Origin of the sequence: Pseudonocardia oroxyli (assembly GCF_900102195.1) — a bacterium.
GTDB lineage: Bacteria > Actinomycetota > Actinomycetes > Mycobacteriales > Pseudonocardiaceae > Pseudonocardia > Pseudonocardia oroxyli.
Window position 1 is genome coordinate 355119 of record NZ_FNBE01000003.1, and the last position, 25978, is coordinate 381096.

Sequence of the window (25978 nt, forward strand, 5' to 3'; positions counted from 1 at the left end):
CCGCCGTGCACCGGTCCGGACGTCCCGGGTCGTTCAGACTAGTCGGGGCTCCAGGTGGGCTCCCACGCGCCCGCCAACAGCTCGCGGGTCTCGGAGAGCAGCTGCGGGATGACCTTCGTCTGCCCGACGACCGCGATGAAGTTGGCGTCCCCACCCCACCGCGGCACGACGTGCTGGTGCAGGTGGTCGGCCAGCGACCCGCCCGCGACCGTGCCCAGGTTGAGCCCGGTGTTGAAGGCGTGCGGCGCCGACACCTTCTTCATCGCCCGGATCGCGCGCTGGGTGAACAGCATCAGCTCCGCCGACTCCGCCGCGGTGAGGTCCTCGAGCTCCGCGACGTGCCGGTACGGCAGGACCATCAGGTGCCCGGGGTTGTACGGGTGCAGGTTGAGCAGGGCGAACACGGTCTCGCCGCGCGCCACGACCAGCCCGTCGGCGTCCGGCAGGGACGGGATCCGGCAGAACGGGCAACTGCCCTCGCCCGCCTCCTTGATGTAGGCGAGCCGGTGCGGCGTCCACAGCCTGCGGAACCCGTCCGGCGTGCCGACACCGTCCATCGGTTCCAGATCGGGCACGTCCGCGAGCCTAGACGGTGAAGGTCTCGGCGGTCGGGTTCACGTTGCTGCGGCTCGCGATCCACGCGACGACCGCCTCCACGGCCTGCGCCACCGGGATCCCGTTGACCTGCGACCCGTCCCGGAAGCGGAAGCTGACCGCACCCGCCTCCACGTCCCGCGCGCCCGCGAGCAGCAGGAACGGCACCTTCGCCAGGGTGTGGGTGCGGATCTTCTTCTGCATCCGGTCGTCCCCCGAGTCGAGCTCCACGCGCACGCCGCGCTCGCGCAGCAGGCCGACGACCTCCTCCACGGCGGGCACCTGCTCGTCGGTGACCGGGATCGCGACGACCTGGGTCGGCGCCAGCCAGGCCGGGAACGCGCCCGCGTAGTGCTCCAGGAGCACGCCGAAGAACCGCTCGATGGAGCCGAACAGCGCACGGTGGATCATGACCGGCCGCTGCCTGCTCCCGTCCGACGCCGTGTACTGCAGGTCGAAGCGCTCCGGCAGCATGAGGTCGACCTGGATGGTGGACATCTGCCAGCTGCGGCCGATCGCGTCCTTCACCTGCACGCTGATCTTCGGCGCGTAGAAGGCGGCGCCGCCCGGGTCCTCGGTGAGCGTGAGCCCGGTCTCCTCGGCGACCTTGCGCAGCACCGCGGTGGCGCGCTCCCACTCCTCGTCCGAGCCGATGGACTTCTCCGGGTTGCGGGTGGAGATCTCCAGGTAGAAGTCGTCCAGGCCGTAGTCCCGCAGCAGGTTGAGCACGAAGTCCAGCAGGGAGGCGATCTCGCCCTCCATCTGCTCCTCGGTGCAGTAGATGTGCGCGTCGTCCTGGGTGAAGCCGCGGGCGCGGGTCAGGCCGTGCACCACGCCGGACTTCTCGTACCGGTACACCGTCCCGAACTCGAACAGGCGCAGCGGCAGCTCGCGGTAGCTGCGGCCGCGCGCGTCGAAGATCAGGTTGTGCATCGGGCAGTTCATGGGCTTGAGGTAGTAGTCCTGGCCTGGCTTGCGGACGGTCCCGTCCGCGTTGCGCTCCTCGTCGAGGATCATCCCCGGGTACATGCCCTCCTCGTACCACTCGAGGTGGCCGGAGGTCCGGAACAGCTGCCCCTTGGTGATGTGCGGGGTGTTGACGAACTCGTACCCGGCCCGCTCGTGCTTGCGCCGGGAGTAGTCCTCCAGCTCCTTGCGGATCACACCGCCCTTGGGGTGGAACACCGGCAGGCCCGAGCCGATCTGGTCCGGGAAGGAGAACAGGTCCAGCTCGGCGCCGAGGCGGCGGTGGTCGCGGCGCTCGGCCTCGGCCACGCGCTCCAGGTAGGCGTCGAGCGCCTCCTGCGACTCCCACGCGGTGCCGTAGATGCGCTGCAGCTGCGGGTTCTTCTCCGACCCCCGCCAGTACGCCGCGGCGGTCCTGGTCAGCGCGAACGCCGGGATGTACTTCGTGGTCGGCAGGTGCGGGCCGCGGCACAGGTCCGACCAGACGGTGGCGCCGGTGTGCGCGTGGACGTTGTCGTAGATCGTGAGCTCGCCGGAGGAGTCGATCTCGACCACGTCCTCCTCGGGGCCCTTGAGGTCGATCAGCTCCAGCTTGTACGGCTCGTCCTTGAGCTCGGCGCGGGCCTCGTCCTTCGACGCGAACAGCCGCCGGGAGAACCGCTGCCCGGACTTGATGATCTTCTTCATCGCCGACTCGAGCGTGCGCAGGTCGTCCGGGGTGAAGGGCTTCTCGACGTCGAAGTCGTAGTAGAAGCCGTCCGTGACGGGCGGGCCGATGCCGAGCTTGGCCTCCGGGTACAGCTGCTGCACCGCCTGGGCCAGGACGTGCGCGGCGGAGTGCCGGATCACGCTGCGGCCCTCGTCGGAGTCCGCGGTGACCGGCAGGACCTCGGCGTCCGCCTCGGGTGCCCACGCGAGGTCCTTGAGGTTCCCCTGCCCGTCCTTCACCACGACGATCGCCTGTGGCCCGCTCGTCGGCAGGCCCGCCTCCCGGATCCGGGCCCCCGCGGTCGTCCCCGCGGGCACCGTGATCGGCGCGGACGCGGGCGGGGCGGGTGCTGCGGACACAGGGGGCTCCTCGAGGAATCGAACGAACGGTCCCCCCGATGCTAGTGCGGCGCCGCCACCCGGTTCTCGCGGGTCAGGACCGGCGGCGCAGCACCAGATGGTCGGTGTCGGGGCGGGTCCGCAGCGTGCGCCGCAGCGGCGGCGGCTCGCCGGGCACCACGGGGTCGAACCAGTCCGAGGCCGCCGACGCGGCCTCCGGCTCGGGTGCGGGTCCGGGCTCGTGCCGGTCGCCCGAGTGCGTCCCCGCGAGTCCCCCGCTCCCGCCCCGCGAGTCCCCCACCTCGGACACGCGAGTCGGACGGATCGTGCGCTCGGGTCCGGCCGGCGCGCGGACGACCGCGAACGGCGCCGTCACCGGGATCGGCACGGTGTGCCCACCCGGGCTCGGCTCGCCGGGCTCCGGCGTGCGCGGAGCGGGGACCGGTGTGGGGACCGCGACCGCAGGGGGGTCGACGACCGGGCGCGGCGGTGCGGGCCGGACCGGCGGCCCCGAGGGCACGAGCGCCCGGGGGTCGATCCGGTCCAGCAGCCTGCGCACCCGCCGCAGGTTCCGCTCGGGCGCCGCGACGAGCACGGCGACCGCGACGCCCCCGCCGACGGGATCCGGCAGCGGACGCACGAGGTGGAACACCGCCTCGCCCTGCCGGACGACGACCTCCGCGGTCGACCGCCCCAGTACCCGGGCGAGGTCCGCGGTCGACCGCAGGACCTCCACCTGGGCCGCGGCCACGGCGTCGGGATCGATCTCGGGGTCCAGGCGGAGCCCCTCGGACAGCGCGACGTCGAGCGCCAGCCCGCTCTCGACGTCCACCAGCGCGGCCGCCAGCACCTCCGGTCTGCGCAGCACCTCGTGGGCGGCGCTGCGCAGCGGTCCGGGAGCGCCTGCGGTTCCGGCTCGACTCGGCACGGACGTCCTCGCGGGTGGGTCGGGATGAGAGGGGTCAGCGCGGGGCGGGCGCCTGGAAGTACTGGCTGTCGCCGCCCTGCGGGGCACGGGCGCCCGCGTTCGGGTGGGACATGTAGAACTCCTGCTCGATGATCTTGAGGTCGCGCCGGGCCATCGCCAGGTTGGCCTGCGCGCGGTTGAGCACCAGGTAGAGGAACAGCTTCTCGTCCGGCAGGCCGCGGATCAGCCGGATCAGGTGGTACTGGTTGTCGAGGGTGATCAGGATGTCCTCGATGTTCTCGCGCAGGCCCAGCTTCTGGGTCACCTCGATCTTGGTGCGGACCACGTCGCTGTTGCCCGGGGCCGCCACCTCCAGGTCGAACTCGGCGCTGCCGCCGCGGGAGCCGAGTGTCATGCCGCTCTCGTAGTCCACGAGGGCCACGGCGAACGCGCCCTTGATGTTGGCGGCCATGTCCAGAGAATGCTCGATCGAGCTCATCGGTGTGCCTTTCGATCATCCGTTGCGGGATGATCTTCCATTGCGGGGACGGGGAACGGGAACGGTAGCGCAGAATCGTCACGAGGACGTTTTCGGGGTGCGTCGAGGATCGCACCGTCGGCGATATCGGCGATTTTCCGGCAGCGCGCGTCACGACAGCCTCCGGCGCAACCCGTCGGCGAGCCTGCGCAGGGTCGAGAGATCGGTGGACCACCGCCGTTCGTCCGTGCCGTCGGGGGGTGTGCGCGGCGGTGGCACCACGGCACGCCCCGTCCGTCGGGGCAGCGGGGCGGGCGGGCGCGGCGCGGGGGCCGTGTCGAGCGGGGCGCTGCGGGCGGCCGCACCGGAGGACTCCCGCGCGGCGTCCGCAGCCGGCTCCGGGCCGGCGGCCGACGACGGCGGGGCGCCCTCCGAGGTCTCCCCCGGCGGATCCGGGGCGCGAGCGGTACGGGCGGCCGCGGCCTCCGACACCGGTGCGCGGGGCGCTGCCGCGGCCGGCACCTCCGGATCCTGTGCCGTCGGGCCCGGCGCCGTCGGGCCCGGCGCCATCGGGCCCGGCGCCGTCGGGCCCGGCGCCGTCGGGCCCGGTGCCGTCGGGCCCGGTGCCGTCGGGTCCGGGTCCCCACCGTCCGGTGCGCGGCGCGCCGGCCCGGGAGCCGTGGGCGAGGGGCGCGGCGCGGGGACCGGGCGAGCGGGCCGGGCGGGGACGGAGCGGATCGGGTCGGGGCGAAGGGCAGCCGGGGGCGCGGCCGGAACGGGGGCGGCGGGAACGGGGACGGCGGGAACGGGGGCGGAGCGGGCGGTGTCCCGCTCGGCGGGCGCAGGCGTGGGCGCGGGCAGCGGGGGGCGCGCCCGGTGGGCCGCGGCGAAGAACTCGGCGACGGAGGCGGCCCGGGCCGCGGGCTCCCGAAGGAGCCGATTCTCGCTGGTCGGAGCGGGGTCCCCCCGACTGGGGGCGTGCCGTCGTCCCTCGGTCGCGACGACCCGGGGGGCCCCGCGCGGTGCGAGGCCCGCCCCCGGCCCGTCGGCCCCGAGGGGCACCGGGGCCGCACCGGGCACGTCGGTCCCGGGGGGCACGTCGGCTCCGCGGAGCACCGCGACCCCGGGCGCGTCGACCCCTGCGGGCGTCGGGGCGGGCGTCGGGGCGGGCGCTGTGGCGGGCGCTGTGGCGGGCGCTGTGGCGGACGTCGGGGCGGACGTCGGGGCGGACGCCGTGGGCTGCGTCGTCGCGGGGACGGAGGTGCCGGAGTCGGGCGCGACCGGCGGCCGCATGCCGGCCCCGGGGAGGCGGACGGGGGCCGCGGGGAGCGCGGTCGGCGGGACCGCGGGGCGGGCTGCGGAGGACGAGCCGGTGCCCGGACGGGGCAGCGGCCCCGCGAGCACCTGGATCTCGCGCAGCGTGCCGGCCACGTTAGCGCGGGCCCGGGTGAGCCGCACGTACAGGACACCGCCGGCATCCGGGGCGCCTCCGCCGGCGGCCCGGCCGACCTCGATGCGGGGCGCCGGAGCGAGGACCTGCACGGTCCGTGGCCCGGTCACGACGACGCTCTGCAGCGCCCCGGCACGTCCGCCCGCGAGGCCCGCGACGCCGACGAAGGCGTCGAGGATCTCCCCCACCGGCACCGGCGGCCCACCGGCGCCGACGGCCTCGACGATCGACCCGTCGTGCGCGTCGAGAACGCACGCGTACGACACCCCGGGCAGTTTTCCCAGGGTGTCGGCGAACGATTTTCGATCGGGCACGAGAAACCCTCTCACACTCCTCCGGTGACCTCATTCTCGACCTTTTCGGCCGACGAATTCCAGGGCCGGAGAAACGAGTCTGCTGGCCCACTCGGTCGAGCGTGCGACCCCCCGGATGCCGCGTCGAACGACCCTCGGGAAAGGGGACCTTCGGCCCTGGCGGATGGCACCCGAAGACCGGGTGCCCGGCCACGGCACCGCTGCGCGGGACGGGACGCGCATCCGGCCGCCGGCTCGCACCGCCGTCCGGACGGTGGTGGTGCCCGCCCCGCCCACGTGATCGGATGCCGGGATGAGCAGCGACAGGTTCGCCCGGTTCCGGGCCGCGGTCGAGCGCGGGGACGCCGACGCCGCGGCCGATCTCTTCACCGCTGACGCGGTGTTCCACTCGCCGATCGTGCACAAGCCCTACGAGGGCCGCGAGTCGCTGCGCATGATCTTGCGCGCGGTCGTGCGGGTCTTCGAGGACTTCCGCTACGACGCCGAGTTCAGTGGCCCCGACGGGCACGTGCTCTGGTTCCGGACCCGGGTCGGTGAGCGGGCCCTCGACGGCGTCGACATCCTGCGCGACGGCGCCGACGGGCTGGTCGAGCTCACCGTCATGGTGCGGCCCTACTCCGCGGCCACCGAGCTCCGCGCCCGCATGGCCGCCCTCCTCGCCGAGCAGGGCACCGGCTGACGACGCGCGACCCTCAGGTTCCCGACGATCCGGCACCCCGACCCTCCGGCCGGTCCAGCAACCGACGGGGGCCACCCCGCACGAAACTCAGGTTCCGGACGCTCCGGCACCCCGACCATCCGGCCCACCCGAAACCCGACGGGACCCACCCCGCACGAAACTCAGGTTGCGGACGCTCCGGCACCCCGACCATCCGGCCCACCCGAAACCCGACAGGGGCCACCCCGCACGAAGCCCAGGTTCCAGACCATCCAGCAACCCGCCTATCCGCCCCGCCCTGCACTCGTCACGAGCCCAGCCGCGCGACCCTCAGGTACCTGTCGTTCCGGGCGGTCGACCGTCCGGCGCCGGGGCACTCGGCAACCCCTGACGTCAGGAACCCGAGCCACCCGGCACCGCCGCGGTCGCAGCGGGGGGCCACGCTCACATCCGTCCGGAGCAGCCGCCGTCACGCACCGTCGTCGGGACCGCCGGGGTGACCGGCGCGGGGTGCCGTCATTCGGGTGAGTTCGATCTGGTGCCGCACCGCGGCCCTGGGCTGGGCCGTTGAGCCTCCAGACAGTCGTACGAGACACCCGAACGGATCCCTCGGGTTGCGCCGTACGGCCTCTTCGTGCCCGGCCGTCCATCACCGACCGGGTGCACCGGACGGCGAGGGAGGACGAGCGTGCGCGGAGGCGGCCACGGCCCGGCTCGGCCCGGTGCGTCCGTCCCCCCGTCCGAGGGCCGGTCGGTGCCGGCGGCCCGCACCGCGCCCGACTCCGGCACCTCCGGACCCGACGGCGCGGACGGCCCGCGGGGACCGCAGGGACCGCGGTCCCGGCATGCCGAGCTCCTCCGCCGGGCCTTGGAACAACGCAACAGCGCCGACGTGCCGCAGGCGGGTCCGGCGGGGAGTGCCACGCCGGGATCCGTCCGCCCTCCCGCGGGCCGCTCGGCCGCGCCGGGATCCGCCGCTCCCGCACCGGCCCGTCCCGGGTCGGCCGGATCGCGACCGGTCGGGCCGGCGGCGGCCGGGTCGGGACCGGTCGGGCCGGCATCGGCGGGTCCCGCCTCGTCGGGCCCGCCGCCGGCCGGGTCGAGATCATCCGGTCCGGCACCGGGCGTTCCGGGCGCGATGACACCGGGCCCCGCCGGCTCCGCGGGCGTGGGCCCGCGCCTCGACCGCACCGTTCGCCCCTCGGACTCCGAGCGCACCGGCCCGCCCGGCGCCGCCCGCTCGCGCTCGGACCGCCCGAGCACCGACGACACGGGCCCGGACCGTCCGACCACCGCCCGCACGGGCCGCCCCTCGGACCCCGAGCGCACCGCCCCGCCCGGCCCCGCCCGCTCGCGCTCGGACCGCCCGAGCACCGACGACACGGGCCCGGACCGTCCGACCACCGCCCGCACGGTCCGCCCGGCGGACCCCGAGCACGCGGGCCGTCCGCACACCGGGGACGTCGGCCCGAGTGCCGACCGCACGAACCCCGGCCGCACGAACCCCGGCCGCGCGAACCCCGGCCGTCCGGACTCTGGCCGCACAATCCGCCCCGCGGACCGCGAGGAACCCGGCCGATCCCCCCGCGGGCTGAGCTCCGACCGCACGACCCCGGACCGCACAACTCCCGACCGCACGACCCCCGACCGCACAACCCCCGACCGCACGGCGTCGACGCGCACCACCCGCACCCGGGCGACCACGGCCGCCACCACCGACCCCGACGACACCACTCTGAACGCGCCGACCAGGCACACGGCCCCGGCGCCGAGCGGACGTCGTCGGGCGGGCAAACGCTCCGGGGTGGGCTGGTGGCAGACCCCCGACAGCCGCCGCCCCACCGGCGGCGGCGGGCTGAGCACCGGGATCCCGGCCGCGTCCGAGCCGGTGCACCCGATCCGCCGGGGTGTGTTCGCGCCCGTGGACCTGCTGCGGCGGCGTTTCGGCCCCGGCGCCCGCGCCCGGCTCGCCGCGATGACCCCCGCGCAGCGTGCGGCGCGGCGCCGCCGCACGATCCTGTGGTCGGTCGCGGCCGGCCTCGGGCTCGTCGTCGGGGTGCCGCTGCTGCTGCTCGGGATCGGCTACCTGGCGTTCGCCGTGCCGACCGCCGACCAGGCGGTCAACAACCAGGTCGCGACGATCTCCTACGCCGACGGCTCCGACCTGACCCGGCTCGTCCCGGAGGCGGGCAACCGCACGAAGGTGTCCTTCGACCAGATCCCGCCGCACGTCCGGGAGGCCGTGCTCGCGGCCGAGGACCGCAGCTTCTACTCCAACCCCGGGTTCGACGTCACCGGCATCGCCCGGGCGGTGTGGAACCAGCTGCGCGGCGGCTCCGGCGGCGGCTCGACGATCACCCAGCAGTACGTCAAGAACGCCCTGGTCGGCGACCAGGCGACGCTGTGGCGCAAGTACAAGGAGCTGATCGTCAGCCTGAAGGTGAGCCAGGAGAAGTCGAAGGACGAGGTCCTCACCGACTACCTGAACACCATCTACTTCGGACGCGGCGCCTACGGCATCCAGTCCGCGGCGCAGGCGTACTTCGCGAAGGACGTCGGGCAGCTGACCCCGGCGGAGGGGGCGCTGCTGGCGGGTGTCATCCAGTCCCCGTCGCGGTGGGACCCGGCGATCGACCCGCAGAAGGCGGTGCAGCGCTGGGACTTCGTGATGGACGGCATGGTCGGCGAGGGCTGGCTGTCCCCCGGCGACCGCGCCGCCGCCACCTTCCCCGCCACCCAGCAGCGCAAGGTCGGCGGCACGGGCTCGTTCGCGGACAGCCGCGGCCACGTCGTGAACGCGGTGAAGGCCGAGCTGGACTCCCTGGGGATCTCCGACCAGGAGATGTCGCAGGCGGGCCTCACGATCACCACGACGATCGACCCCACCCAGCAGGAGAAGGCGGTGGACGCGGCACAGGAGGCCTTGGCCGGGCAGCCGGACAACCTGCGCAGCGCGGTCGTGGCCATCGACCCGAACACCGGCGGCATCCAGGCCTACTACGGCGGGGACAACGGCGTCGGCCTCGACTACGCGCGGGTCAGCAAGCAGCCGGGCTCCACGTTCAAGCCGTTCGTGGTGCTGGCCGCGCTGATGCACGACCCGCCGATCGGGCTCGGCACCGTGTTCGACGGCAACGAGCAGGGCGGCCCCCGCAACGCGGACGGCGCGGACTGCCCCCGCTGCGACGTGAAGCAGGCGATGACGTTGTCCAACAACGTCATCTTCACGACGCTCGCGGCGAAGGTCGGTCCGGAGAACGTCGCCGCGGCCGCCCGCGCCGCCGGCATCACCTCCCCGCTCGACGACCCCGACGCGCGTCTCGCCCTGGGCAACAAGGAGGTCACCCCCGTCGAGCTGGCGTCGGCGTACGCGACGATCGCGGCGGGCGGGGTCTGGCATGCGCCGCACTTCATCTCCAAGGTCGTCACCGCGGACGGCCGGGTGCTCTACGAGGCGCCCGACGCCACCGGCGAGCGCCGGTTCAGCGAGCGGGTGGCCCGCAACACCGTGGAGGCCATGCTGGACGTCGCGCCCGCGGACGACCGCTCGATCGGCAGGCCGGTCGCGGCCAAGACGGGCACGGTGCAGTCGCGGTTCGAGGGCGAGAACAACGACGCCTGGTTCTCCGGCTTCACCCCCGGCCTCGCGACGACGGTCTGGGTCGGCACCGACATGAACTCCCCCATCCGGACGGCGTCGGGCACCCCGATCGAGGGGAAGTCGCTGCCGGGCGAGGTGTGGCAGACCTTCATGAAGGAGGCCGTCGCGGACCAGCCGCCGCAGAGCTTCGGCGGGTACACCCCGATCGGCGAGCGGGCGTCGGAGCTGCCGCCGAACGAGACGCCGACGCCGACCCCCACCCCGGAGCCGACCACGCAGGCGGAGGTCCCGCCCGCGGCCGACACCCCGGCCCCTCCCCCGCCCGACGGCGTGCCACCGGCCGGGCCGCAGCCCGGCGCTCCCGCCGACGGCACCGGCCCCGTGCCACCGCAGCAGCAGTCCGCGGACCCGCGGGAGCGCGGGCTGCTCGCCCCCGAGGGCCGCACCGCCCCCGACCAGCCCGCCCCCGACTGCAGCGTCACCCCCTGCGGCTGAGGGATCACGGGACCAGCAGGTCCGCCTGTTCTCTCGTGGACTCGACGAGCCGTGCGTTCGGCTCGTCCACCCGCGCCACCCACGCCTCGGCGTCGGCCGGGCTCTTCCCGAACTCCACGTGCCGGGCGACGAGGCGCTCGCGCCGCACGCTCGCGGGCGGGTCGCAGTACCAGACCTCGGTGAGCGCGGCGGCCACCGCGGGCCAGAGCAGCAGGTAGTTCCCCTCGGTCACGACCAGCGGCGCCCCGGCGGGTACCCGGATGGCCCCGGCCAGCGGCTGTTCCAGGTCCCGCTCGAACATCGGCGCCCACACCGCCTCGCCCGCCCGGATCCGGCGCAGCAGCGCCACGTACCCGTCCGCGTCGAAGGTCTCCGGTGCGCCCTTGCGGTCCCGCAGGCCGAGCCCGTCCAACGCGACGTCCGCCAGGTGGAACCCGTCCATCGGCACGTGCACCGCGCCGGGCACGGCCGCCACGACCGCACGGGCGAGCGTGGTCTTGCCCGCGCCCGGTGGTCCGGTGATGCCGAGGACGACGGGGACCGCGGGGGTGCCCGCGAGACCGCGCGCCCGCGCGATCAGCTCGTGCACCGGACCGCCAGCACCACGATGTCGTCACCGGTGTCCGCGGGCGTCCCCGCGACCAGGTGGTCGCAGAGCTCCTCCAGGCCCAGCGCGGCGCCGGACCGGGCCAGGGCGAGCAGGGCGCGGTCCGCGCAGTCGTCGGGATCGTCCCGGCGCTCCGCGAGGCCGTCGGTGTAGAGCACGAGGGTCGAGCCGGGCGGCAGTGGCACCTCCTGGTCGTGGCGCAGCCGCTCCGGGTCCACCCCCAGCACGACGTCCACGGCGCCGCCGATGTGCTCGACCGCACCGTCGGCGTCGATCAGCAGGGGGACGGGGTGCCCGGCGTTCGACCAGCGGAACACCATCCCCCCGCCGCGCACCAGGATCCGCCCGTGGACGAGCGTGGTGAACCGCGTGACGTCGAGCCGCGAGGCCACCCGGTCCAACCGGCGCAGCACGTCCGACGGCGCCCCGTCGGTGTCGTAGGCCAAGGCGCGCAACATGCTCCGCAGCTGCCCCATCGTCGCCGCGGCGGCGAGATCGTGCCCCGCGACGTCTCCGACGGCGAGGGCGAGGTCGCCGAACGGGAGCCGGAACACGTCGTACCAGTCGCCGCCGACCTCGAGCTCCGCCGCGGCGGGCCGGTAGCGGCAGGCCACCTCCAGCCCGCCGATGCCGATGTCCGCCATGGCGGGCGGCTCGGTCAGCATCGACTCCTGCAGCGCCAGGGACACCTGGCGCGTCTGCTGGAACCGCCGACCGTGCTCCACCGCCGCCGACGCCCGCGCCGCGAGCTCGGTGACCAGTGCCAGGTCGTCCGGGGTGTACTCGGGCCGGTCGCCGCAGCTCGCGAACAGCAGCCCGGCCGTGACCCGGCCACCGGAGAGGACCGGCGCCACGAGCCGGGAGTTCATCCCGACCGCGCGCGCCCACTCGAACATCTCCGGGGTGCCCGCCCAGTGGTCGGTCTCGATCGGGTCCAGCTCCAGCTCCGGCCGCCGGGTCCGCACGGCCCTGGCCAGCGGGTGGTCGGGGCCGAACACGAACCGCGCCGCCCCGTCGGTGGTCCCGTCGGCCGCGCCGGGCACCGGGGGCAGCCCGGGCGCGGCCCGGGTGACCCAGCGCCGCCCGCGCACGGGCCTGCCGGGCGCGGGTGCCTCGGTGTCGTCCACGAGGTAGACGCGGCAGAGGTCGGCGAACTCGGGGACGACGGCGTCGGCGAGGGCCAGCAGCTCGGTCTCCGGGTCCAGCGCGGTGTTCACGGCGAGGGTGGCGCCCGCCAGGACGTCGAGCCGGTGCCGCGAGCGCCACTCGTCGTCGATGTCGGTCTCGGTGCCGACCCACTCGACGACCACGCCGTCCTCCAGCACCGGCACGGCGCGGGACCGGTACCGGCGCCAGCCCCGTCCGGCGCGCAGCCGGTGGACGTGCTCGAAGTCCGCGCCGCGCGCCACGGCCGCCGCCCACGCCGCCCGCTTGCCCGCCCGGTCGGCCGGGTGCACGGCGTCGAGGAAACCCCAGCCCAGGTACTCCTCCCGGCTCTGTCCCGACACCGCCCGGAAGCTCGGCGAGTCCTCGCGCGCGCTGCCGTCCGACTCGCGGATCCAGACCGCCGAAGCGGTCGCGTCGACGAGGCTGCGGTAGCGGCGCAGCACCTGCTCGCGCGCCGCGGCGAGCTCGGCCAGCTCGCGGCGGGACTGCTCGGACTCCGTGACGTCCAGGACCACGAGCCCCACCCCGAGGACGGACCCGTTGCGGTCGCGCACCGGATAGCAGTTGATCATCCAGGACTGCTCGGGGCCGTGTCCCTGCCACAGCCTGCCGGTGAGCGGCCAGTCGGTGCGCGGGACGCCGGTGGCGATCACCTCGCGCATGACCTCGCCGATCCGGACGCCCGTCTCGCCGTGCAGCTCCTCGACGGTGCGCCCGTTCCGCCCGTCCTCCGTGCCGCCGTCCATCGTGGTGATCGCCGTGTTCAGCCTGCGGTACCGCAGGTCCGTGTCGAAGTACGCCAACCCGACGGGGGCGTTCTGCCACAACGCGTCCAACAGCGAGAAGGCCTCGGTGCCCGCCCGCGCGTCGGAGGCGTCCTGCAGGGCGCCGACGATCCCGACCCCACCCGTGCCCGGCCCCGCGTGGACGAACAGGGTGCGCCCGGTGGGGACGTTCGCGGGCAGCGGCACCGAGACCCGGCCCGCGCGGGCCGCGTCGAACAGGGCCTGCGCCCCCGCCCGGTCCACCGGGGTCCGGTCGTGGTCGAACGGGATCTCGCCGAGCACCTCGTCCGCGGGCCAGCCCGTCAGCCGCGCGGCCTCCGCGCTCCACAGCAGCACCCGACCCGCGGGATCCAGGGCGAACAGTCCCAGGGGCAGTTGCTCGACGACCGATGCCGCCAGCCCGTCCATGGCCGCATTATGGGTGCCGGCGCCGGATGGGCGATACGCGGCACACTGCACGGATGGAGGGAGAGTACGTCGAGCGGCGACCGCCGCCCGCGTTGCGGCCCTTCGTGCGCAGGCTCCAGGGCTACCGGGAGTACAGCTCGGCCCCACTACGCCGCCGTCAGGCGCCGGTCGGGTCCTGCACGCTCATCCTGGGGTTCGGTCCCGAGCTGCGGCTGGTCGGCCCGGCGGGCCCCTCCGCCCCGCGGTCGTTCCTCGCGGGCCTGCACACCGCGGCCGTGCTCACCGAGTTCACCGGCCACCAGCACGGCATGCAGGTGGACCTCACGCCGATCGGCGCGTTCGTGCTGCTGCGCAGGCCCGGCTCCGACCTGGCCGACCTCGTCCCGACCCTCGACCGGCTCGACCCTGCGCTGGCGGCGCTTCCGCACCGGCTCGCCGACCTCCCCGACTGGCCGACGCGCTTCGCCGCGCTCGAAGGATTCCTGGCCGAGCGGCTGCTCGCCGAGGACCGTCGGCTCCCCGACCCGGAGGTTGCGCACGCCTGGAACCTGTTGCGGCGCAACGCGGGCGGGATCGCGGTGAGCGCCCTCGCGGCCGAGACCGGGTGGAGCAGGCGCCACCTGCTCACGCGGTTCCGCTCCCAGATCGGCGTGGCGCCCAAGACGGCCGCGCGCGTGCTGCGGTTCGAGCGCGCCGCGCGCCTGGTCGTGGGGGGCGAGGCGCCCGGGACGGTCGCCGCGCTCTGCGGCTACAGCGACCAGGCCCACCTGACCAGGGAGTTCCGCGACCTGGCCGGACTGCCGCCGCGCGCATTCGTTCAAGACATGACCGCCGGGTCGTCCTAGGTTTCCGGTATGGGAATCCACGCGACGCTCCGCTACGACGATCCGCGCGCCGCCCTCGACTTCCTCGTCGGCACGCTGGGGCTCACCGAGGGCCGGGTGGCGACGGCGGACGACGGGACCGTGGCGCACGCCGAGGTCCGGTGGGAGGACTCGACGCTGCTGCTCGGACCGCGCAGCGGCGACCCCCGCTTCGACACCGGCCGCGCCGTCCTCTACCTCACGGCGGCCGACCCGGATGCGCTCTACGCCCGGGTCGGCGGCGCCGAGGTCGTCCAGGAGCCGGTCGACCAGCCCTACGGCTCCCGCGAGTTCGCGGTGGCCGACCCCGAGGGCAACGTCTGGTGCTTCGGGACGTACCGCCCGTGACGGGGCCCACCTCGGCGCTCGACCGGCTCCGGGCGCTGTGCCTGGCGCTCCCGGAGGCGACGGAGCGGATCAGCCACGGCGAGCCGACCTGGTTCTGCCGCAAGGTGTTCGTGTCCTTCGCCGACCACCACCACGACGACCGGCTCGCCTTCTGGTGCGCCGCGCCCCCCGGGACACAGGAGGAGCTGGTCGCGGCGGAGCCCACGCGCTTCTTCCGCCCGCCGTACGTCGGGCACCGCGGCTGGCTGGGCGTCTACCTGGACGTGGAGGTGGACTGGGCCGAGATCGAGGAGATCGTCACCGAGGCCTACCGGTGCGTCGCGCCGAGGAAGCTGGTAGCACTCCTTCCGTGATCCACGGCCACGAGGTGCTCGACGTCCCCGGCGCGGGTCCCGCGCTGCTGTTCCTGCACGAGGGGCTCGGGTCCGTGGGACTGTGGAAGGGCTTCCCGGAGCGGCTCGCCGCGGCGACCGGGCGTCGGGTGGTGGCGTACTCCCGGCTGGGCCACGGGTTCTCCGAGCTCCCACCCGGACCGCGCACGCCGTCGTTCATGCACGAGGAGGCGACCACGGTCGTCCCGATGCTGATCGCGGAGCTCGGTCTCGGCGAACCGGTCCTGGTGGGGCACAGCGACGGTGGCTCGATCGCGCTGCTCGCCGCCGCGGCGCTGCCCGTGTCCGGCCTGGTCGTGCTGGCCCCGCACGTGCTGGTGGAACCGTTCGCGCTGGAGACGATCCGTTCGGCCCGCGCGGCCTTCGACGCGGGCGACCTGGCGCGTCGGATGGCCCGCCACCACCGGGACGCCGCGACCACCTTCCGCAACTGGAACGACGTCTGGCTCGACCCGGCCTTCGAGGGTTGGGACCTGCGACCGGAGCTGCCCGGCATCACCTGCCCGGTCCTCGGGATCCAGGGCACGGAGGACCCCTACGGCAGCGACGTCCACGTGCTGGCGGTCCGGGATCTGGCCCGGGGCCCGGTCGACCTGCTGTTCCCCCACTGCGGGCACGTTCCGCACCTGGAGCGCCCCGCCCTCGTCGAGTCCACCATCGCCGGGTTCCTCGAGGCCTCATGAGCGGCGATGGTCGCCAGAGCGACCATCGCCGCTCACGACCTACCCGGACCAGCCCCGGACGGACGTGGGGGTCAGGACCAGGACCGGGCCGCGGGGGTCGGCCTCCGCGTACTGCGGGTACTTGGCGCGCAACGCCCCCAGCGCCCGCTCCCACAGCCCGCCCGAGTCGACGACGTGTGCCGTGCCGTCGATCCGCACCCACCACAGCTCGGTCCAGTCCGGGGCGTAGTGGTCCACCAGGACGGCGACCCGGGGGTCGCGCTCGACGTCCGCGAGCCGCGCCAACCGGGTGCTGCGCTTGGGTTTCACCTCGTCCACCACCGAGCACACCAGCCCGTCCACCACCGCGAACGTGATGGGGACGAGCCGGGGCGTGCCGTCGGGGCGGATCGTGGCGAGTCGGGCGACCGGGTGCGCCGCGGCCCGTGCGAGCCAGTCGGTCATGCCGGCGCTGATCCCACGGGGACCTCGACCCGCGTGGCGAGCAGCACCGCGTCCCGGGTGTGCGCCCGCTCGTGCTCGAGGAAGCTCGGGGCGCAGGCCAGGAAGAGGGTCCTGCCGTCCGCGCCGCCCAGCGCCACCGCGTAGGTGTTCAGCCCGTCGGGGATGGCCAGCTCGGCCGCGATCTCGCCGCCCTCCCGCACCCGCAGGGCGCGGTGGTGGTCGGCGTCGGCCACCCAGATGGCACCCTCGGCGTCCGGCTCCGCGATGCCGTCGGCGACGACGGTGAGAGACGGAAGCACCTCGGAGATGTCCCGCGAGGTCGGGGGGTCGCCGAAGCGGGCCCAGTCCCGGCGGTTCGACAGGGCCCCGTCGCCCCCGACGTCGAACGCGGTCAGCCGCTCGCCGAAGCTCTCCGCCACCACCAGCGTGCGTCCGTCACAGACGGAGCCGTTGGGGAAGAACATCTCGTCGGCGACGACCACGGCCGAGCCGTCCGGGTCCACCCGGATCAGCACGGCCGACTCCATCGGGGCGCCGTTCATCAGGTCGAACCCGAAGCAGCCGACCCAGCAGCGGCCCTGCGGGTCGACCGCCATGTCGTTGAGCACCCCCGTGGCCAGCGGGCTCAGGTCGGCGTGGGTGACCAGCGTGCCGTCCTGCTCGCGGCGCAGGATGCGCTGGTCGCGCATGGACACGATGAGCAGCCGCCCGTCCGGCAGCACCCCGGTGCCGGACGGCTGGGCGGGCACCGCGGCCTCCACCCGCAGGTCGGAGCCGTCCTTGTTCGCGCTCAGCACCCGGTGGGTGTAGAAGTCGCTGACCCACACCCGGCCGTCGCGCCAGCGCGGCCCCTCGAGGAAGGTCAGCTTCTCGAGAACGGTCTGCATGCGGTGCTCCCTTGCGCCGGAGATGATCCCAGCGCGAACGTACCCGGGGGAACAGAGCGAGACCCGCCCATGTTGTTGCGAGTGCAAGTACCTGCCCACTCCTCCCGGAGGTCCCGATGCCCGCCGTCACCGTCGCCGACGTGACCGTCCTGCCGCGCGTCCCCGAACCCGGCCCCACCGACCTCGACCGCGGCGTCCGCTCGATCACCACCGCGCCGCGCGGGTACGAGGGGGAGGGCTTCCCGGTCCGGCGCGCCTTCCAGGGCGTCGAGCTGCGCGACCTGGACCCCTTCCTGCACATGGACCAGATGGGTGAGGTCGAGTACGCGCCCGGCGAGCCGAAGGGCACGGCCTGGCACCCGCACCGCGGCTTCGAGACGGTCACCTACATCCTCGACGGCGAGTTCGAGCACCAGGACTCCCACGGCGGCGGCGGGTCGATCACCAACGGCGACACCCAGTGGATGACGGCGGGCAGCGGCCTGCTGCACATCGAAAAGCCCCCGGAGGCGCTGGTCGCGAGCGGCGGGCTCTTCCACGGGCTGCAGCTGTGGGTCAACCTGCCCAAGGCCGACAAGTGGTTGCAGCCGAAGTACCAGGACCTGCGCGCCGCGGAGGCCGCCCTGCTCACCACACCGGACGGCGGCGCGCTGATCCGGGTGATCGCGGGCTCGCTCGCCGGGCTGGAGGGCCCGGGCTCCACCTACACCCCGATGGCGATGATGCACGCGACCGTCTCCCCCGGCGCGCGCATGCGGCTCCCCTGGCGCCGGGACTTCAACGCGCTGGTCTACGTGCTCTCGGGCGCGGGGACCGTCGGGCGGGACGACCGGCCGATCCGCGAGGGGCAGCTCGCCGTCTTCGGCCCCGGTGACCTGATCACCGTGGCGGGCAACGTCGGGCAGGACTCGCGCACCCCCGCGCTCGACGTCGTCGTGCTGGGCGGGCGGCCCATCCGGGAGCCGGTCGCGTGGGGCGGCCCGTTCGTGATGAACACCCGCGAGGAGGTCATGACCGCGTTCGAGGACTACCAGAAGGGCAGGCTCGGCGTGATCCCCGCGACGTACGTCCCGCACGGCGGCCTGGGAGGATCGACCTCGTGAGCGAGCCGATGGTCCTGGACGTGCCCGAGTGGTCCCGCTTCGAGATCCACGTCGACGGGAGGTTGGCGGGCTTCGCCCAGTACCGCACCGAACCCGGCACGATCCGCTTCATCCACACCGAGATCGACGAGGCCTACGAGGGCCAGGGCCTCGGCGGAAAGCTGGCGCGCTTCGCGCTCGACGCCGCCCGCACGAGGGGCCTGGCGGTCTACCCCGACTGCCCCTTCATCCGCGGCTGGATCGCCAAGCACGAGGACTACCAGGACCTGGTCCCGGTGGAGGCCCGCCCGCTCTACGGCCTCTGAGGAGCGCCGCCCCGACACACTCGCCGCAGCGATCGTTCCGGGCGTGACGGGAGCGCGCCCAGCACCGCGCTCCCGTCACACCGCCCCGTGGAGCCGCGAGTCCCCCACCTCGGAACGGCGTGCGCTCCCCCGTGTAGGTGATCAGAACGCTTCCGTGCCACTCAGCAGCGGTGATCACTCCGACGGTGACGGGAGCGCCCGCGCAACTGCGCGCCGGTCACACTCGCCTGGAGAGATCACGCCGAGTGCGACGGGAGGGCTCTGGCAACCGCGCTCTCGTCACACTCGCCGCGGACCCACGCCAACGGTCACGGGAGCGCACCGGCGACACCGCTCCTGATCCGCCACGCCCGCCGCTCGCCGCACAGATCGTTCCGAACGTGACGAGAGCGCTCCCGCAGCTGCGCTCCCGTCGCACTCGCCCGCAAGATCCTTGCGAGCGTGACGCCACTGTTCGCAGCTCTGCACTCACGTCACACTCGCGTGCGGAGATCGCGAGTGTGGCTGGAGAGCTCGTGCAACCGCGCTCCTGTCACATTCGCTGCACACCCACTGCGACTGTCACGGGAGCGCTCCGCCCACGGCGCTCCCGCCACGCCCGCACACCCGCCTGCGCAAAGATCGTTCCGAGCGTGACACGAACGCTCCCGCGCCACGCTCCTGCAACGCCCGCACCAGTGATCATTCCGAACGTGACACGAGCGCTGCCGCTACCGCGCTCCCGTGACGCCCGCACCAGTGATCATTCCGAACGTGACACGAGCGCTGCCGCTACCGCGCCCCCGTGACCCCCGCACCCGGTGATCATTCCGAACGTGACACGAGCGCTCCCGCCGCCGCGCTCCCGTGACACTCGTCGGCCTGGATATCGCTCCACGGGTGGAAGGGAGCGCTCGCCTGTGCGGAGCGGGCCGGCGCGGAAGTGTCGGGGGGTCCTCGTAGCCTGGGCGGGTGTTGGTCGTCCACGCGTTCTGGTCCCCCGGTCGGGGTGCCGTGCTGTGGGCCGAGGACGGGCAGCGGCCCGCCACCACCGCGCGTCGGTCGCTGCGCTCGGCGCGACCACATCCCTTCGCCGCACCCGCGTCCCAGCTCGCGGGGATCCACCCGGGCAAGCAGACGTCGGTGAACCTGCTCCTGCCCTCGCGCTCCGGCGGGCCGGTGGACTCCCCGGAGCTGGTGCGCGCCAAGCCTTCCGGGCGCCGGTCGGCCGAGCTCACGCTGATGCCCTGGTCGGTCCCGGGCGTCGTCGTCGACCCGGCGGAGCTGGACGATCCGGCGGAGGACGTGCGGTACGGGCGGTCCGTCGCCCACCTACGGGCGCTGCGCGAGTTCGCGGACGACCTCGTGACCCGGGGCCGCGTCCTGCCCACGCTGCGGCCCGGTCCGGAGGCGCGGTGGCGGCCCGTCGTCCAGGGGCTCGACGCGGTGGCCCGCCGGTCGCTCGTCGAGGCGCTGCCACCGGTGGGGCGTGCCGAGCAGCGCCGCGCAGGGGACGTGGCGGGCCATGCGCCGGACCTGCTGGTGGACGACGCGCTGGCGGTGTTCGTCGACGCGGCGGTCCGGGAGCGGCTCGGCCGGGCGTCCGAGATCGTCTCCCTGGTCCCGCCACGCACCGGCCGGGCCCCGAAGTCGATGCCCGCCACCGAGGCCTGGCTGGCCGCGCTCGGCGCAGCCGACTCGCGTTTCGAGGCGCCGGAGCGCGAGCTGGCCACGCTGGCGGCCGCGCTCGAGCCGTGGGACGCGGTCACCACCGAGGAGACCGGCCCGGCGCGCGCCACGTTCCGGCTCGCCGAGATCGACACGCTGCACGATCCCGCGGACCCCGGGGACGACCCGCTGGACCAGACTGGGGACGGCACGCGCTGGGTCCTGGAGTTCCAGCTCCAGTCGACCGAGGACCCGAGCCTGATCGTGCCCGCGGAGGACGTGTGGGCGGGCCGGGCCGACCCTCTGATCACCTCGGCCCAGGAGCTGCTGCTCGCCGAGCTGGGCCGCGCCGCGCTGGTCTTTCCCGGGCTGACCCCCGCCCTGCGCAGCGCCCGCCCCGAGGAGCTGGACCTCGACATCGAGGAGACCCACCGGTTCCTCACCGAGGACGCCGCGCGGCTGCTCGCCGCCGGGTTCGGGGTCCAGCTGCCCGCCGGGTGGAACGGCCGGAAACCGCTGGGGCTCAAGCTGTCCGTGTCCTCCCCCGGCGCACCCGGCGTCGTCACGCGCGGCGGGTTGGGCCGCGAGGAGCTCGCGCGGTTCCGCTGGACGATGGCCGCGGGGGACGAGGAGCTCGACGAGGAGGAGATCGCCGCGCTGGTGGCCGCCAAGGCCAAGCTGGTGCGGATCCGCGGCCAGTGGGTGTCGGTGGACCAACAGGCCCTCGCCCGCGGCCTGGAGTTCCTGCGCACGCAGAGCACGCGCCGGGCGCACACCGTCGCCGAGACGCTGGGCATCGCGCAGGGCAGGCTGGACACGCCGCTGCCGGTCACCGCCGTCACGGCCGAGGGCTGGGTCGGGGACCTGTTGCGCGGCACCGCGGACCGCACCCTCGAGCCCCTCGATCCGCCGGCGTCGTTCCGCGCGACCCTGCGGCCGTACCAGAAGCGCGGCCTGTCCTGGCTGTCCTTCCTCGCGAGCCTCGGTCTCGGGGCCTGCCTCGCGGACGACATGGGCCTGGGCAAGACGATCCAGCTCCTGGCCCTGGAGGCACGCGAACGCGCCGGCGAACGGCGCGGCCCCACCCTGATCCTCTGCCCGATGTCCCTGGTCGGGACCTGGCAGCGGGAGGCGGCCCGCTTCGCCCCCGACCTCCGGGTCCACGCCCACCACGGCGCGGGCCGGGCCAAGGGCGAGCGGCTGGCGGAGGTCCTGGCGGACACCGACATCGTCGTCACCACCTACGGCACGGCGGCGCGGGACGTCGAGGATCTGGAGTCACACGCCTGGCACCGCCTGGTGCTGGACGAGGCGCAGGCGATCAAGAACGCCCACGCCGCGCCGTCGAAGGCGGCCCGCCGGATCGTCGCAGGCCACCGCATCGCCCTCACCGGCACGCCCATGGAGAACCGGCTGGCCGAACTGTGGTCGGTGATGGACTTCCTCAACCCCGGCATGCTCGGCACCCCGGAGGCGTTCCGCAGGCGGTTCGCCGTGCCGATCGAGCGGCACGGGAGCCCCGAGGCCGCGGAGACGTTGCGCGCCATGACCCGCCCGTACCTGCTGCGCCGGCTCAAGACCGATCCGACCGTCATCGACGACCTGCCCGAGAAGATCGAGATCCGGCAGGAGTACCGGCTCACCCGGGAGCAGGCCTCGCTCTACCGCACGATCGTCGACGACATGATGGAGAAGATCGAGGACAGCCAGGGGATCCAGCGCCGGGGCAACGTCCTCGCGGCCATGACCAAGCTCAAGCAGGTCTGCAACCACCCCGCCCACCTGCTGCACGACGGCTCGCCCCTCGGCAGGCGCTCCGGCAAGGTCGCCCGGCTCGAGGAGCTCCTGGGCGAGATCCTCGCCGAGGGCGACAAGGTGCTGCTGTTCTCCCAGTTCACCGAGTTCGCCGCGATGCTGGTGCCGCACCTGTCCGCCCGGTTCGACCAGGAGATCCTGCACATGCACGGCGGCACGCCCAAGAAGCAGCGGGACGCGATGGTGGAGCGCTTCCAGTCCGCGGACGGGCCGTCGGTGTTCCTGCTGTCGCTCAAGGCGGGCGGTACCGGGCTCACGCTCACCGCCGCCAACCACGTCATCCACGTCGACCGGTGGTGGAACCCGGCCGTGGAGGACCAGGCGACCGACCGGGCGTTCCGGATCGGCCAGCAGCGGAACGTCCAGGTGCGCAAGTTCGTCTGCCCGGGCACCGTCGAGGAGCGGGTGGACGCCCTGATCGAGTCGAAGAAGGCGTTGTCGGACATGGTGATCAGCGACGGCGAGGGGTGGCTCACCGAGCTGTCCACGAGCGAGCTGAGGACCGTGTTCGCCCTGGGCGCGGAGGCGGTGGGAGATGAGTGACCAGCCCTTCTGGGCCGAGGAGGACCACCCGAAGCGCCGGATCGCCGTCGAGAACGGGGTCCGGGCGGACGGGGTGGCCCGCACCTGGTGGTCGAGGCGCTTCGTCGCCGTGCTGGAGGAGATCGGCGTCGGCGGTCGGATGGCGCGCGGCAAGACCTACGCCCGGGCGGGCCAGATCGTGTCCTGCGAGGTCGACGCCGGGTCCGTCGTCGCGCTCGTGCAGGGCACCCGGCCCACGCCGTACAAGGTGCGGATCGGGGTCCCGGCCTGGGGCAAGGCGGAGTGGGGCCGCGCGGAGCAGGCCCTGGCGGAGGACGCCTGGTACGCCGCCGCGCTGCTGGCGGGCGGGATGCCGCCGGAGATCGAGGAGGTGTTCGCCGGCGTCGGGCTGAGCCTGTTCCCCGCCACGCAGCGGGACCTCACGATGGACTGCACCTGCCCGGACGCGACGGTGCCGTGCAAGCACCTGGCCGCGGTGTTCTACCTGCTCGCGGAGCGGTTCGACGCGGACCCCTTCGAGGTGCTGGCCCTGCGCGGCCGCGACCGCGAGACCCTGCTGGCCAACCTGCGGCGCCGCCGCGGGTCGAGCTCGGCACCCGAACCCGTCGTCGAGCAGCAGGCGGCGTCACTCGGTGAGCTGCTGCACGCGTTCTTCGAGTCCCCCGAGATCGATCTCGGCAGGCTCGTCCCAGCGAGCCCGGAGCCCGGCGCCCTCCTGGACCAGGTCCCCGACCTGGTGATCACGGTGCGGAGACGCCAGGTACGTGCCCTGCTCCGCCCCGCGTACCGACAGTTCCCGCTCTGACCCACGGCGTCATGGAGCCACAACTGTCGTTGTCGGGCCCCGAAACGACAGTTGTGGCTCCATGATGCTCAGCCTGCGCTGACGCCCGCGTTCGGGCCCCACCGGCTCAGGACCCAGGCCTCGAAGACCGTCGCCACCTCGTACAGCACGATGCTCGCGACGACCGAGAGCGTCACGATCGTCCAGACGCCGCCGTAGTTGCCCGCCCCGCGGTAGCCGGACAGCACGCCGCCCATCCCGCTGAACCCGACGAGCCACTCCGCCAGCATCGCGCCGACGAACGCGCCCGGCACGGAGATCCGCATCGACGCGAGGAACTCGGGCAGGGCGGAGGGGATGCGCACCTTGACGAGCGCGGTCAGTGCCGACCCGCCGTTCACCGCGATCAGGTCCAGGGACTGGGGCGAGGCCGAGTTGAGGCCCACGACCACGTTCACCAGAACCGGGAAGAGCACGACGATCGCCGCGATCACCGCGATGCCCAGCTTCCCCTGCCCGAAGATCAGCAGGAGCAGGGGCGCCATCGCGACGAGCGGCACCGAGCGCAGCAGCATCGCGATCGGCATGAACGCGAACTCCACCGGCTTCCAGAGCACGAACGCGATGGCCACCAGGGTGGCGAGGACCATGCCGGAGGCGAACCCGATCAGGGCGTTGAGCAGGGTGTTCCCCAAGGCGCCGAACGACTCCGCCCGGGCCTGCTCGGCGCTCATCGACGCCGGCCGGATCCCGCGCGGCGGTTCGGCGGAGAACAGGTACTGGAACACGTTGATCGGCGACTTGCCCACGAACGCGGACACGTCGAACACCGTGAGGAGCAGCTGCCACAGCAGGCCGAGCACGATCAGCGCGACGACGATCGTGAGGACCGCGCGCCCCGCCTTCTGCGCGATGGCCCGCGAGGCGGTCCCCCCGCTCACCGTCGCCGACGCCTGGCCGGTCGTCGGGGCGTTCTCCACGACCGCGCTCATCACTTGCCTCCCGCAGGCACGTCGCCTGTCGACGTCCAGGGCGTGACCAGCCGCGCGATCAGCCCGACGAGCACGAACCCGACGCCGGAGATGATCCCGCTGACCAGGGCGAGGTACCACAGCTGCGGCGCGTCCGACTGGGTCTGGGCGGCGATGATCGCCCGCCCCAGGGTGGAGTCGCCGCCGCTGCCGAGGTACTCGGCGAGGATCGCGCCCAGGAACGCGGCCGGAGCCGCGATCTTCAGGGCGGCGAACAGCGCGGGCAGCGCGGAGATCAGCTGCACCTTGCGCAGCGACGTCCACGTGCCGCCGCCGTAGGCCTTGATCAGGTCGATGCTGGCGCGCGGCGCCGCCCGCAGCCCGAGCAGCGCCCCGACCGCCGTGGTGAAGAAGCAGCTCAACGCCGCCAGGACGACCGACGCACCGGACGGCCAGTCCCGTCCGGCGACGATCACGATCACCGGCCCGATCGCCACCAGCGGGATGCAGTAGGTGACCACCGCGATCTGGTTCGCGAGCGGCTCCAGTGCGGGCACGAGCAGCACGAGGATCGCCAGCACGATCGCGCCGAGGTTGCCCCACAGGTACCCCAGGGCCGCGGAGCCCACGGTGCCCGACGCGTTGTTCAGCGTGGCCGACCACTGTGCGCCGTCGAAGAACTTCGCGACAACGCTCGGCGGCGTCGGGATGGCCCCGCTGCCCTGGTAGAGGGTCAGCGACGCGACCCACCACGCGACGACGATGACGACCACCCCGAGCACCCCACCGACCCAGGGCGGCACGCCGCGCAGCCCGGCGAACCGCCGCACCTCCGCGGCGGGCGCCGCGGCGATGGCCATCAGTGCTCCCCGCCGGCACCGCGGCCGAACAGGATCTCCGACAGCCGGTCCACGTAGGCGTGGAACTCCGGGGTCCGCTGCAGCTCGGGCAGCCGCGGCCGCGGCAGGTCGATCTCCACCACCTCCGCGATCCGCCCCGGACGGGGCGACATCACGGCCACCACGTCGGACAGGAAGACCGCCTCGCTGATGCCGTGGGTGACCATCAGCGTGGTCGCCGGGCGCTCGGTCCAGATCCGCAGCAGCTCGACGTTCAGCCGCTGGCGGGTCATGTCGTCCAGCGCACCGAACGGCTCGTCCAGCAGCATCACGGTGGGCTGCACTGCGAGGCAGCGCGCGATCGCCACGCGCTGCCGCATCCCGCCCGAGAGCTGGGAGGGCTTGGCCTTCTCGAAGCCCTTCAGCCCCACCAGCTCGATGAGGTCGTCCACCAGCCCCGGCTCCGGCGTGATCCCGGCGACCTCCAGGGGCAGCCGGATGTTGCTCGTGACCGACCGCCACGGCAGCAGCGCCGCCTCCTGGAAGGCGATGCCGAGCTCGTGGTCGCGCTGGATCTCCCGGGTGGACCGGCCGTTGATCAGCGCCGTGCCCTCCGTCGGGGTCTCGAGCCCCGCGAGGATCCGCAGGATCGTCGACTTGCCGCACCCGGACGGACCGAGCAGCGAGAGGAACGAGTTCTGCGTGGTCCCGAGGTCCGTGGCGGCCAGCGCCTGCACGGACCGCCTGCCCATGGTGAAGACCTTCTGCAGGCCCTGGATGTTGATCCCCGTGGCGACCCCGGGGGCCGCCGCCGGATCGGTGGTCGAGTACTTCCCCGCCGCCGCTGCCTGCTCGGTCGTCTCCGTCACGCGGTGTC

At 74.1% G+C, this 25978-nt stretch carries 22 protein-coding genes; 10 read left to right on the top strand and 12 right to left on the bottom strand.

Annotation, left to right across the window (positions count from 1 at the left end):
* Positions 1 to 38: 38 nt before the first annotated feature.
* From BLS43_RS06650 to BLS43_RS06670, 5 genes are all read right to left on the bottom strand, one after another.
* Entirely contained in the window at positions 39 to 557 is a 519-nt protein-coding gene (locus tag BLS43_RS06650) for an HIT family protein (protein ID WP_093078585.1), read from the bottom strand.
* Positions 558 to 585: 28 nt separating this feature from the next.
* A complete protein-coding gene (thrS, locus tag BLS43_RS06655) occupies positions 586 to 2628 on the bottom strand; it encodes a threonine--tRNA ligase (protein WP_093078286.1) in 2043 nt (680 codons plus the stop codon).
* Between the two features lie 73 nt (positions 2629 to 2701).
* Positions 2702 to 3535 carry a hypothetical protein gene (locus tag BLS43_RS06660; RefSeq protein WP_143029952.1) on the bottom strand — a complete coding sequence of 278 codons (834 nt, stop codon included), beginning with the start codon at positions 3533 to 3535 and terminating at the stop codon, positions 2702 to 2704.
* 34 nt (positions 3536 to 3569) lie between these two features.
* The gene (locus BLS43_RS06665) at positions 3570 to 4013 is read right to left on the bottom strand and encodes a hypothetical protein (protein WP_093078292.1); all 444 of its coding nucleotides are present in this window, start codon (positions 4011 to 4013) and stop codon (positions 3570 to 3572) included.
* 150 nt (positions 4014 to 4163) lie between these two features.
* On the bottom strand, positions 4164 to 5756 hold the full coding sequence (locus tag BLS43_RS06670; RefSeq protein WP_176921200.1) for a hypothetical protein: 1593 nt from the start codon (positions 5754 to 5756) through the stop codon (positions 4164 to 4166).
* A 292-nt stretch (positions 5757 to 6048) separates the two neighbouring features.
* On the opposite strand from BLS43_RS06670, the gene BLS43_RS06675 reads away from it, so the two are divergent.
* A complete protein-coding gene (locus BLS43_RS06675) occupies positions 6049 to 6435 on the top strand; it encodes a nuclear transport factor 2 family protein (protein WP_093078297.1) in 387 nt (128 codons plus the stop codon).
* 1117 nt (positions 6436 to 7552) lie between these two features.
* Positions 7553 to 10510 (top strand): transglycosylase domain-containing protein, encoded by a 2958-nt coding sequence (locus tag BLS43_RS06680; protein WP_245707334.1) that lies wholly within the window; start codon positions 7553 to 7555, stop codon positions 10508 to 10510.
* A 4-nt stretch (positions 10511 to 10514) separates the two neighbouring features.
* Here the strand turns inward: BLS43_RS06680 and BLS43_RS06685 are convergent, their stop codons facing one another.
* A complete protein-coding gene (locus BLS43_RS06685; protein WP_093078299.1) occupies positions 10515 to 11099 on the bottom strand; it encodes a nucleoside/nucleotide kinase family protein in 585 nt (194 codons plus the stop codon).
* Positions 11087 to 13477 carry a SpoIIE family protein phosphatase gene (locus tag BLS43_RS06690; RefSeq protein WP_093078301.1) on the bottom strand — a complete coding sequence of 797 codons (2391 nt, stop codon included), beginning with the start codon at positions 13475 to 13477 and terminating at the stop codon, positions 11087 to 11089. The genes BLS43_RS06685 and BLS43_RS06690 overlap by 13 nt, the downstream gene beginning before the upstream one ends.
* A gap of 53 nt (positions 13478 to 13530) precedes the next feature.
* Here BLS43_RS06690 and BLS43_RS06695 point away from each other — a divergent pair, with 53 nt between their 5' ends.
* From BLS43_RS06695 to BLS43_RS06710, 4 genes are read left to right on the top strand one after another with little or no spacing between them, the layout of a single operon-like run.
* Entirely contained in the window at positions 13531 to 14322 is a 792-nt protein-coding gene (locus BLS43_RS06695) for a helix-turn-helix domain-containing protein (RefSeq protein ID WP_176921201.1), read from the top strand.
* A 9-nt stretch (positions 14323 to 14331) separates the two neighbouring features.
* The gene (locus tag BLS43_RS06700; RefSeq protein WP_093078307.1) at positions 14332 to 14688 is read left to right on the top strand and encodes a VOC family protein; all 357 of its coding nucleotides are present in this window, start codon (positions 14332 to 14334) and stop codon (positions 14686 to 14688) included.
* The gene (locus tag BLS43_RS06705) at positions 14685 to 15041 is read left to right on the top strand and encodes an MmcQ/YjbR family DNA-binding protein (RefSeq protein ID WP_093078309.1); all 357 of its coding nucleotides are present in this window, start codon (positions 14685 to 14687) and stop codon (positions 15039 to 15041) included. The genes BLS43_RS06700 and BLS43_RS06705 overlap by 4 nt, the downstream gene beginning before the upstream one ends.
* A complete protein-coding gene (locus BLS43_RS06710; RefSeq protein WP_093078312.1) occupies positions 15038 to 15763 on the top strand; it encodes an alpha/beta fold hydrolase in 726 nt (241 codons plus the stop codon). The genes BLS43_RS06705 and BLS43_RS06710 overlap by 4 nt, the downstream gene beginning before the upstream one ends.
* Before the next feature lie 39 nt (positions 15764 to 15802).
* On the opposite strand, the gene BLS43_RS06715 is transcribed toward BLS43_RS06710, so the two are convergent.
* Both BLS43_RS06715 and BLS43_RS06720 read right to left on the bottom strand, forming a co-directional pair.
* Complete coding sequence (locus BLS43_RS06715) at positions 15803 to 16207, bottom strand: TIGR03668 family PPOX class F420-dependent oxidoreductase (RefSeq protein ID WP_093078315.1); 405 nt, start codon at positions 16205 to 16207, stop codon at positions 15803 to 15805.
* Positions 16204 to 17094, bottom strand: coding sequence for an SMP-30/gluconolactonase/LRE family protein (locus BLS43_RS06720; protein ID WP_093078318.1), 891 nt, complete (start codon positions 17092 to 17094; stop codon positions 16204 to 16206). Before BLS43_RS06720 ends, BLS43_RS06715 begins: the two co-directional genes overlap by 4 nt.
* Positions 17095 to 17210: 116 nt before the next feature.
* On the opposite strand from BLS43_RS06720, the gene BLS43_RS06725 reads away from it, so the two are divergent.
* From BLS43_RS06725 to BLS43_RS06740, 4 genes are all read left to right on the top strand, one after another.
* Positions 17211 to 18197 carry a pirin family protein gene (locus BLS43_RS06725; RefSeq protein WP_093078321.1) on the top strand — a complete coding sequence of 329 codons (987 nt, stop codon included), beginning with the start codon at positions 17211 to 17213 and terminating at the stop codon, positions 18195 to 18197.
* Positions 18194 to 18502, top strand: coding sequence for a GNAT family N-acetyltransferase (locus tag BLS43_RS06730; RefSeq protein WP_245707335.1), 309 nt, complete (start codon positions 18194 to 18196; stop codon positions 18500 to 18502). Before BLS43_RS06725 ends, BLS43_RS06730 begins: the two co-directional genes overlap by 4 nt.
* A gap of 951 nt (positions 18503 to 19453) precedes the next feature.
* Complete coding sequence (locus BLS43_RS06735) at positions 19454 to 22507, top strand: DEAD/DEAH box helicase (RefSeq protein ID WP_093078324.1); 3054 nt, start codon at positions 19454 to 19456, stop codon at positions 22505 to 22507.
* Complete coding sequence (locus BLS43_RS06740) at positions 22500 to 23312, top strand: SWIM zinc finger family protein (protein ID WP_143029955.1); 813 nt, start codon at positions 22500 to 22502, stop codon at positions 23310 to 23312. The genes BLS43_RS06735 and BLS43_RS06740 overlap by 8 nt, the downstream gene beginning before the upstream one ends.
* A gap of 68 nt (positions 23313 to 23380) precedes the next feature.
* On the opposite strand, the gene BLS43_RS06745 is transcribed toward BLS43_RS06740, so the two are convergent.
* Genes BLS43_RS06745 through BLS43_RS06755 form a run of 3 tightly spaced genes read right to left on the bottom strand, consistent with a single transcriptional unit; the run spans position 23381 to position 25970 of the window.
* The gene (locus tag BLS43_RS06745) at positions 23381 to 24283 is read right to left on the bottom strand and encodes an ABC transporter permease (RefSeq protein ID WP_093078327.1); all 903 of its coding nucleotides are present in this window, start codon (positions 24281 to 24283) and stop codon (positions 23381 to 23383) included.
* Entirely contained in the window at positions 24283 to 25122 is an 840-nt protein-coding gene (locus BLS43_RS06750) for an ABC transporter permease (protein ID WP_093078330.1), read from the bottom strand. Before BLS43_RS06750 ends, BLS43_RS06745 begins: the two co-directional genes overlap by 1 nt.
* The gene (locus BLS43_RS06755; RefSeq protein WP_237192103.1) at positions 25122 to 25970 is read right to left on the bottom strand and encodes an ABC transporter ATP-binding protein; all 849 of its coding nucleotides are present in this window, start codon (positions 25968 to 25970) and stop codon (positions 25122 to 25124) included. Before BLS43_RS06755 ends, BLS43_RS06750 begins: the two co-directional genes overlap by 1 nt.
* Positions 25971 to 25978 lie beyond the last annotated feature (8 nt).

Coding starts and splice junctions, on each gene's coding strand:
- BLS43_RS06700 (WP_093078307.1), top strand. CDS start 14,332: ATGGGAATCCACGCGACGCTCCGCTACGACGATCCGCGCGCCGCCCTC.
- BLS43_RS06725 (WP_093078321.1), top strand. CDS start 17,211: ATGCCCGCCGTCACCGTCGCCGACGTGACCGTCCTGCCGCGCGTCCCC.
- BLS43_RS06680 (WP_245707334.1), top strand. CDS start 7,553: ATGACACCGGGCCCCGCCGGCTCCGCGGGCGTGGGCCCGCGCCTCGAC.
- BLS43_RS06750 (WP_093078330.1), bottom strand. CDS start 25,122: ATGGCCATCGCCGCGGCGCCCGCCGCGGAGGTGCGGCGGTTCGCCGGG.
- BLS43_RS06715 (WP_093078315.1), bottom strand. CDS start 16,207: ATGACCGACTGGCTCGCACGGGCCGCGGCGCACCCGGTCGCCCGACTC.
- BLS43_RS06740 (WP_143029955.1), top strand. CDS start 22,500: ATGAGTGACCAGCCCTTCTGGGCCGAGGAGGACCACCCGAAGCGCCGG.
- BLS43_RS06665 (WP_093078292.1), bottom strand. CDS start 4,013: ATGAGCTCGATCGAGCATTCTCTGGACATGGCCGCCAACATCAAGGGC.
- BLS43_RS06690 (WP_093078301.1), bottom strand. CDS start 13,477: ATGGACGGGCTGGCGGCATCGGTCGTCGAGCAACTGCCCCTGGGACTG.
- BLS43_RS06720 (WP_093078318.1), bottom strand. CDS start 17,094: ATGCAGACCGTTCTCGAGAAGCTGACCTTCCTCGAGGGGCCGCGCTGG.
- BLS43_RS06675 (WP_093078297.1), top strand. CDS start 6,049: ATGAGCAGCGACAGGTTCGCCCGGTTCCGGGCCGCGGTCGAGCGCGGG.
- BLS43_RS06695 (WP_176921201.1), top strand. CDS start 13,531: ATGGAGGGAGAGTACGTCGAGCGGCGACCGCCGCCCGCGTTGCGGCCC.
- BLS43_RS06650 (WP_093078585.1), bottom strand. CDS start 557: ATGGACGGTGTCGGCACGCCGGACGGGTTCCGCAGGCTGTGGACGCCG.
- BLS43_RS06745 (WP_093078327.1), bottom strand. CDS start 24,283: ATGAGCGCGGTCGTGGAGAACGCCCCGACGACCGGCCAGGCGTCGGCG.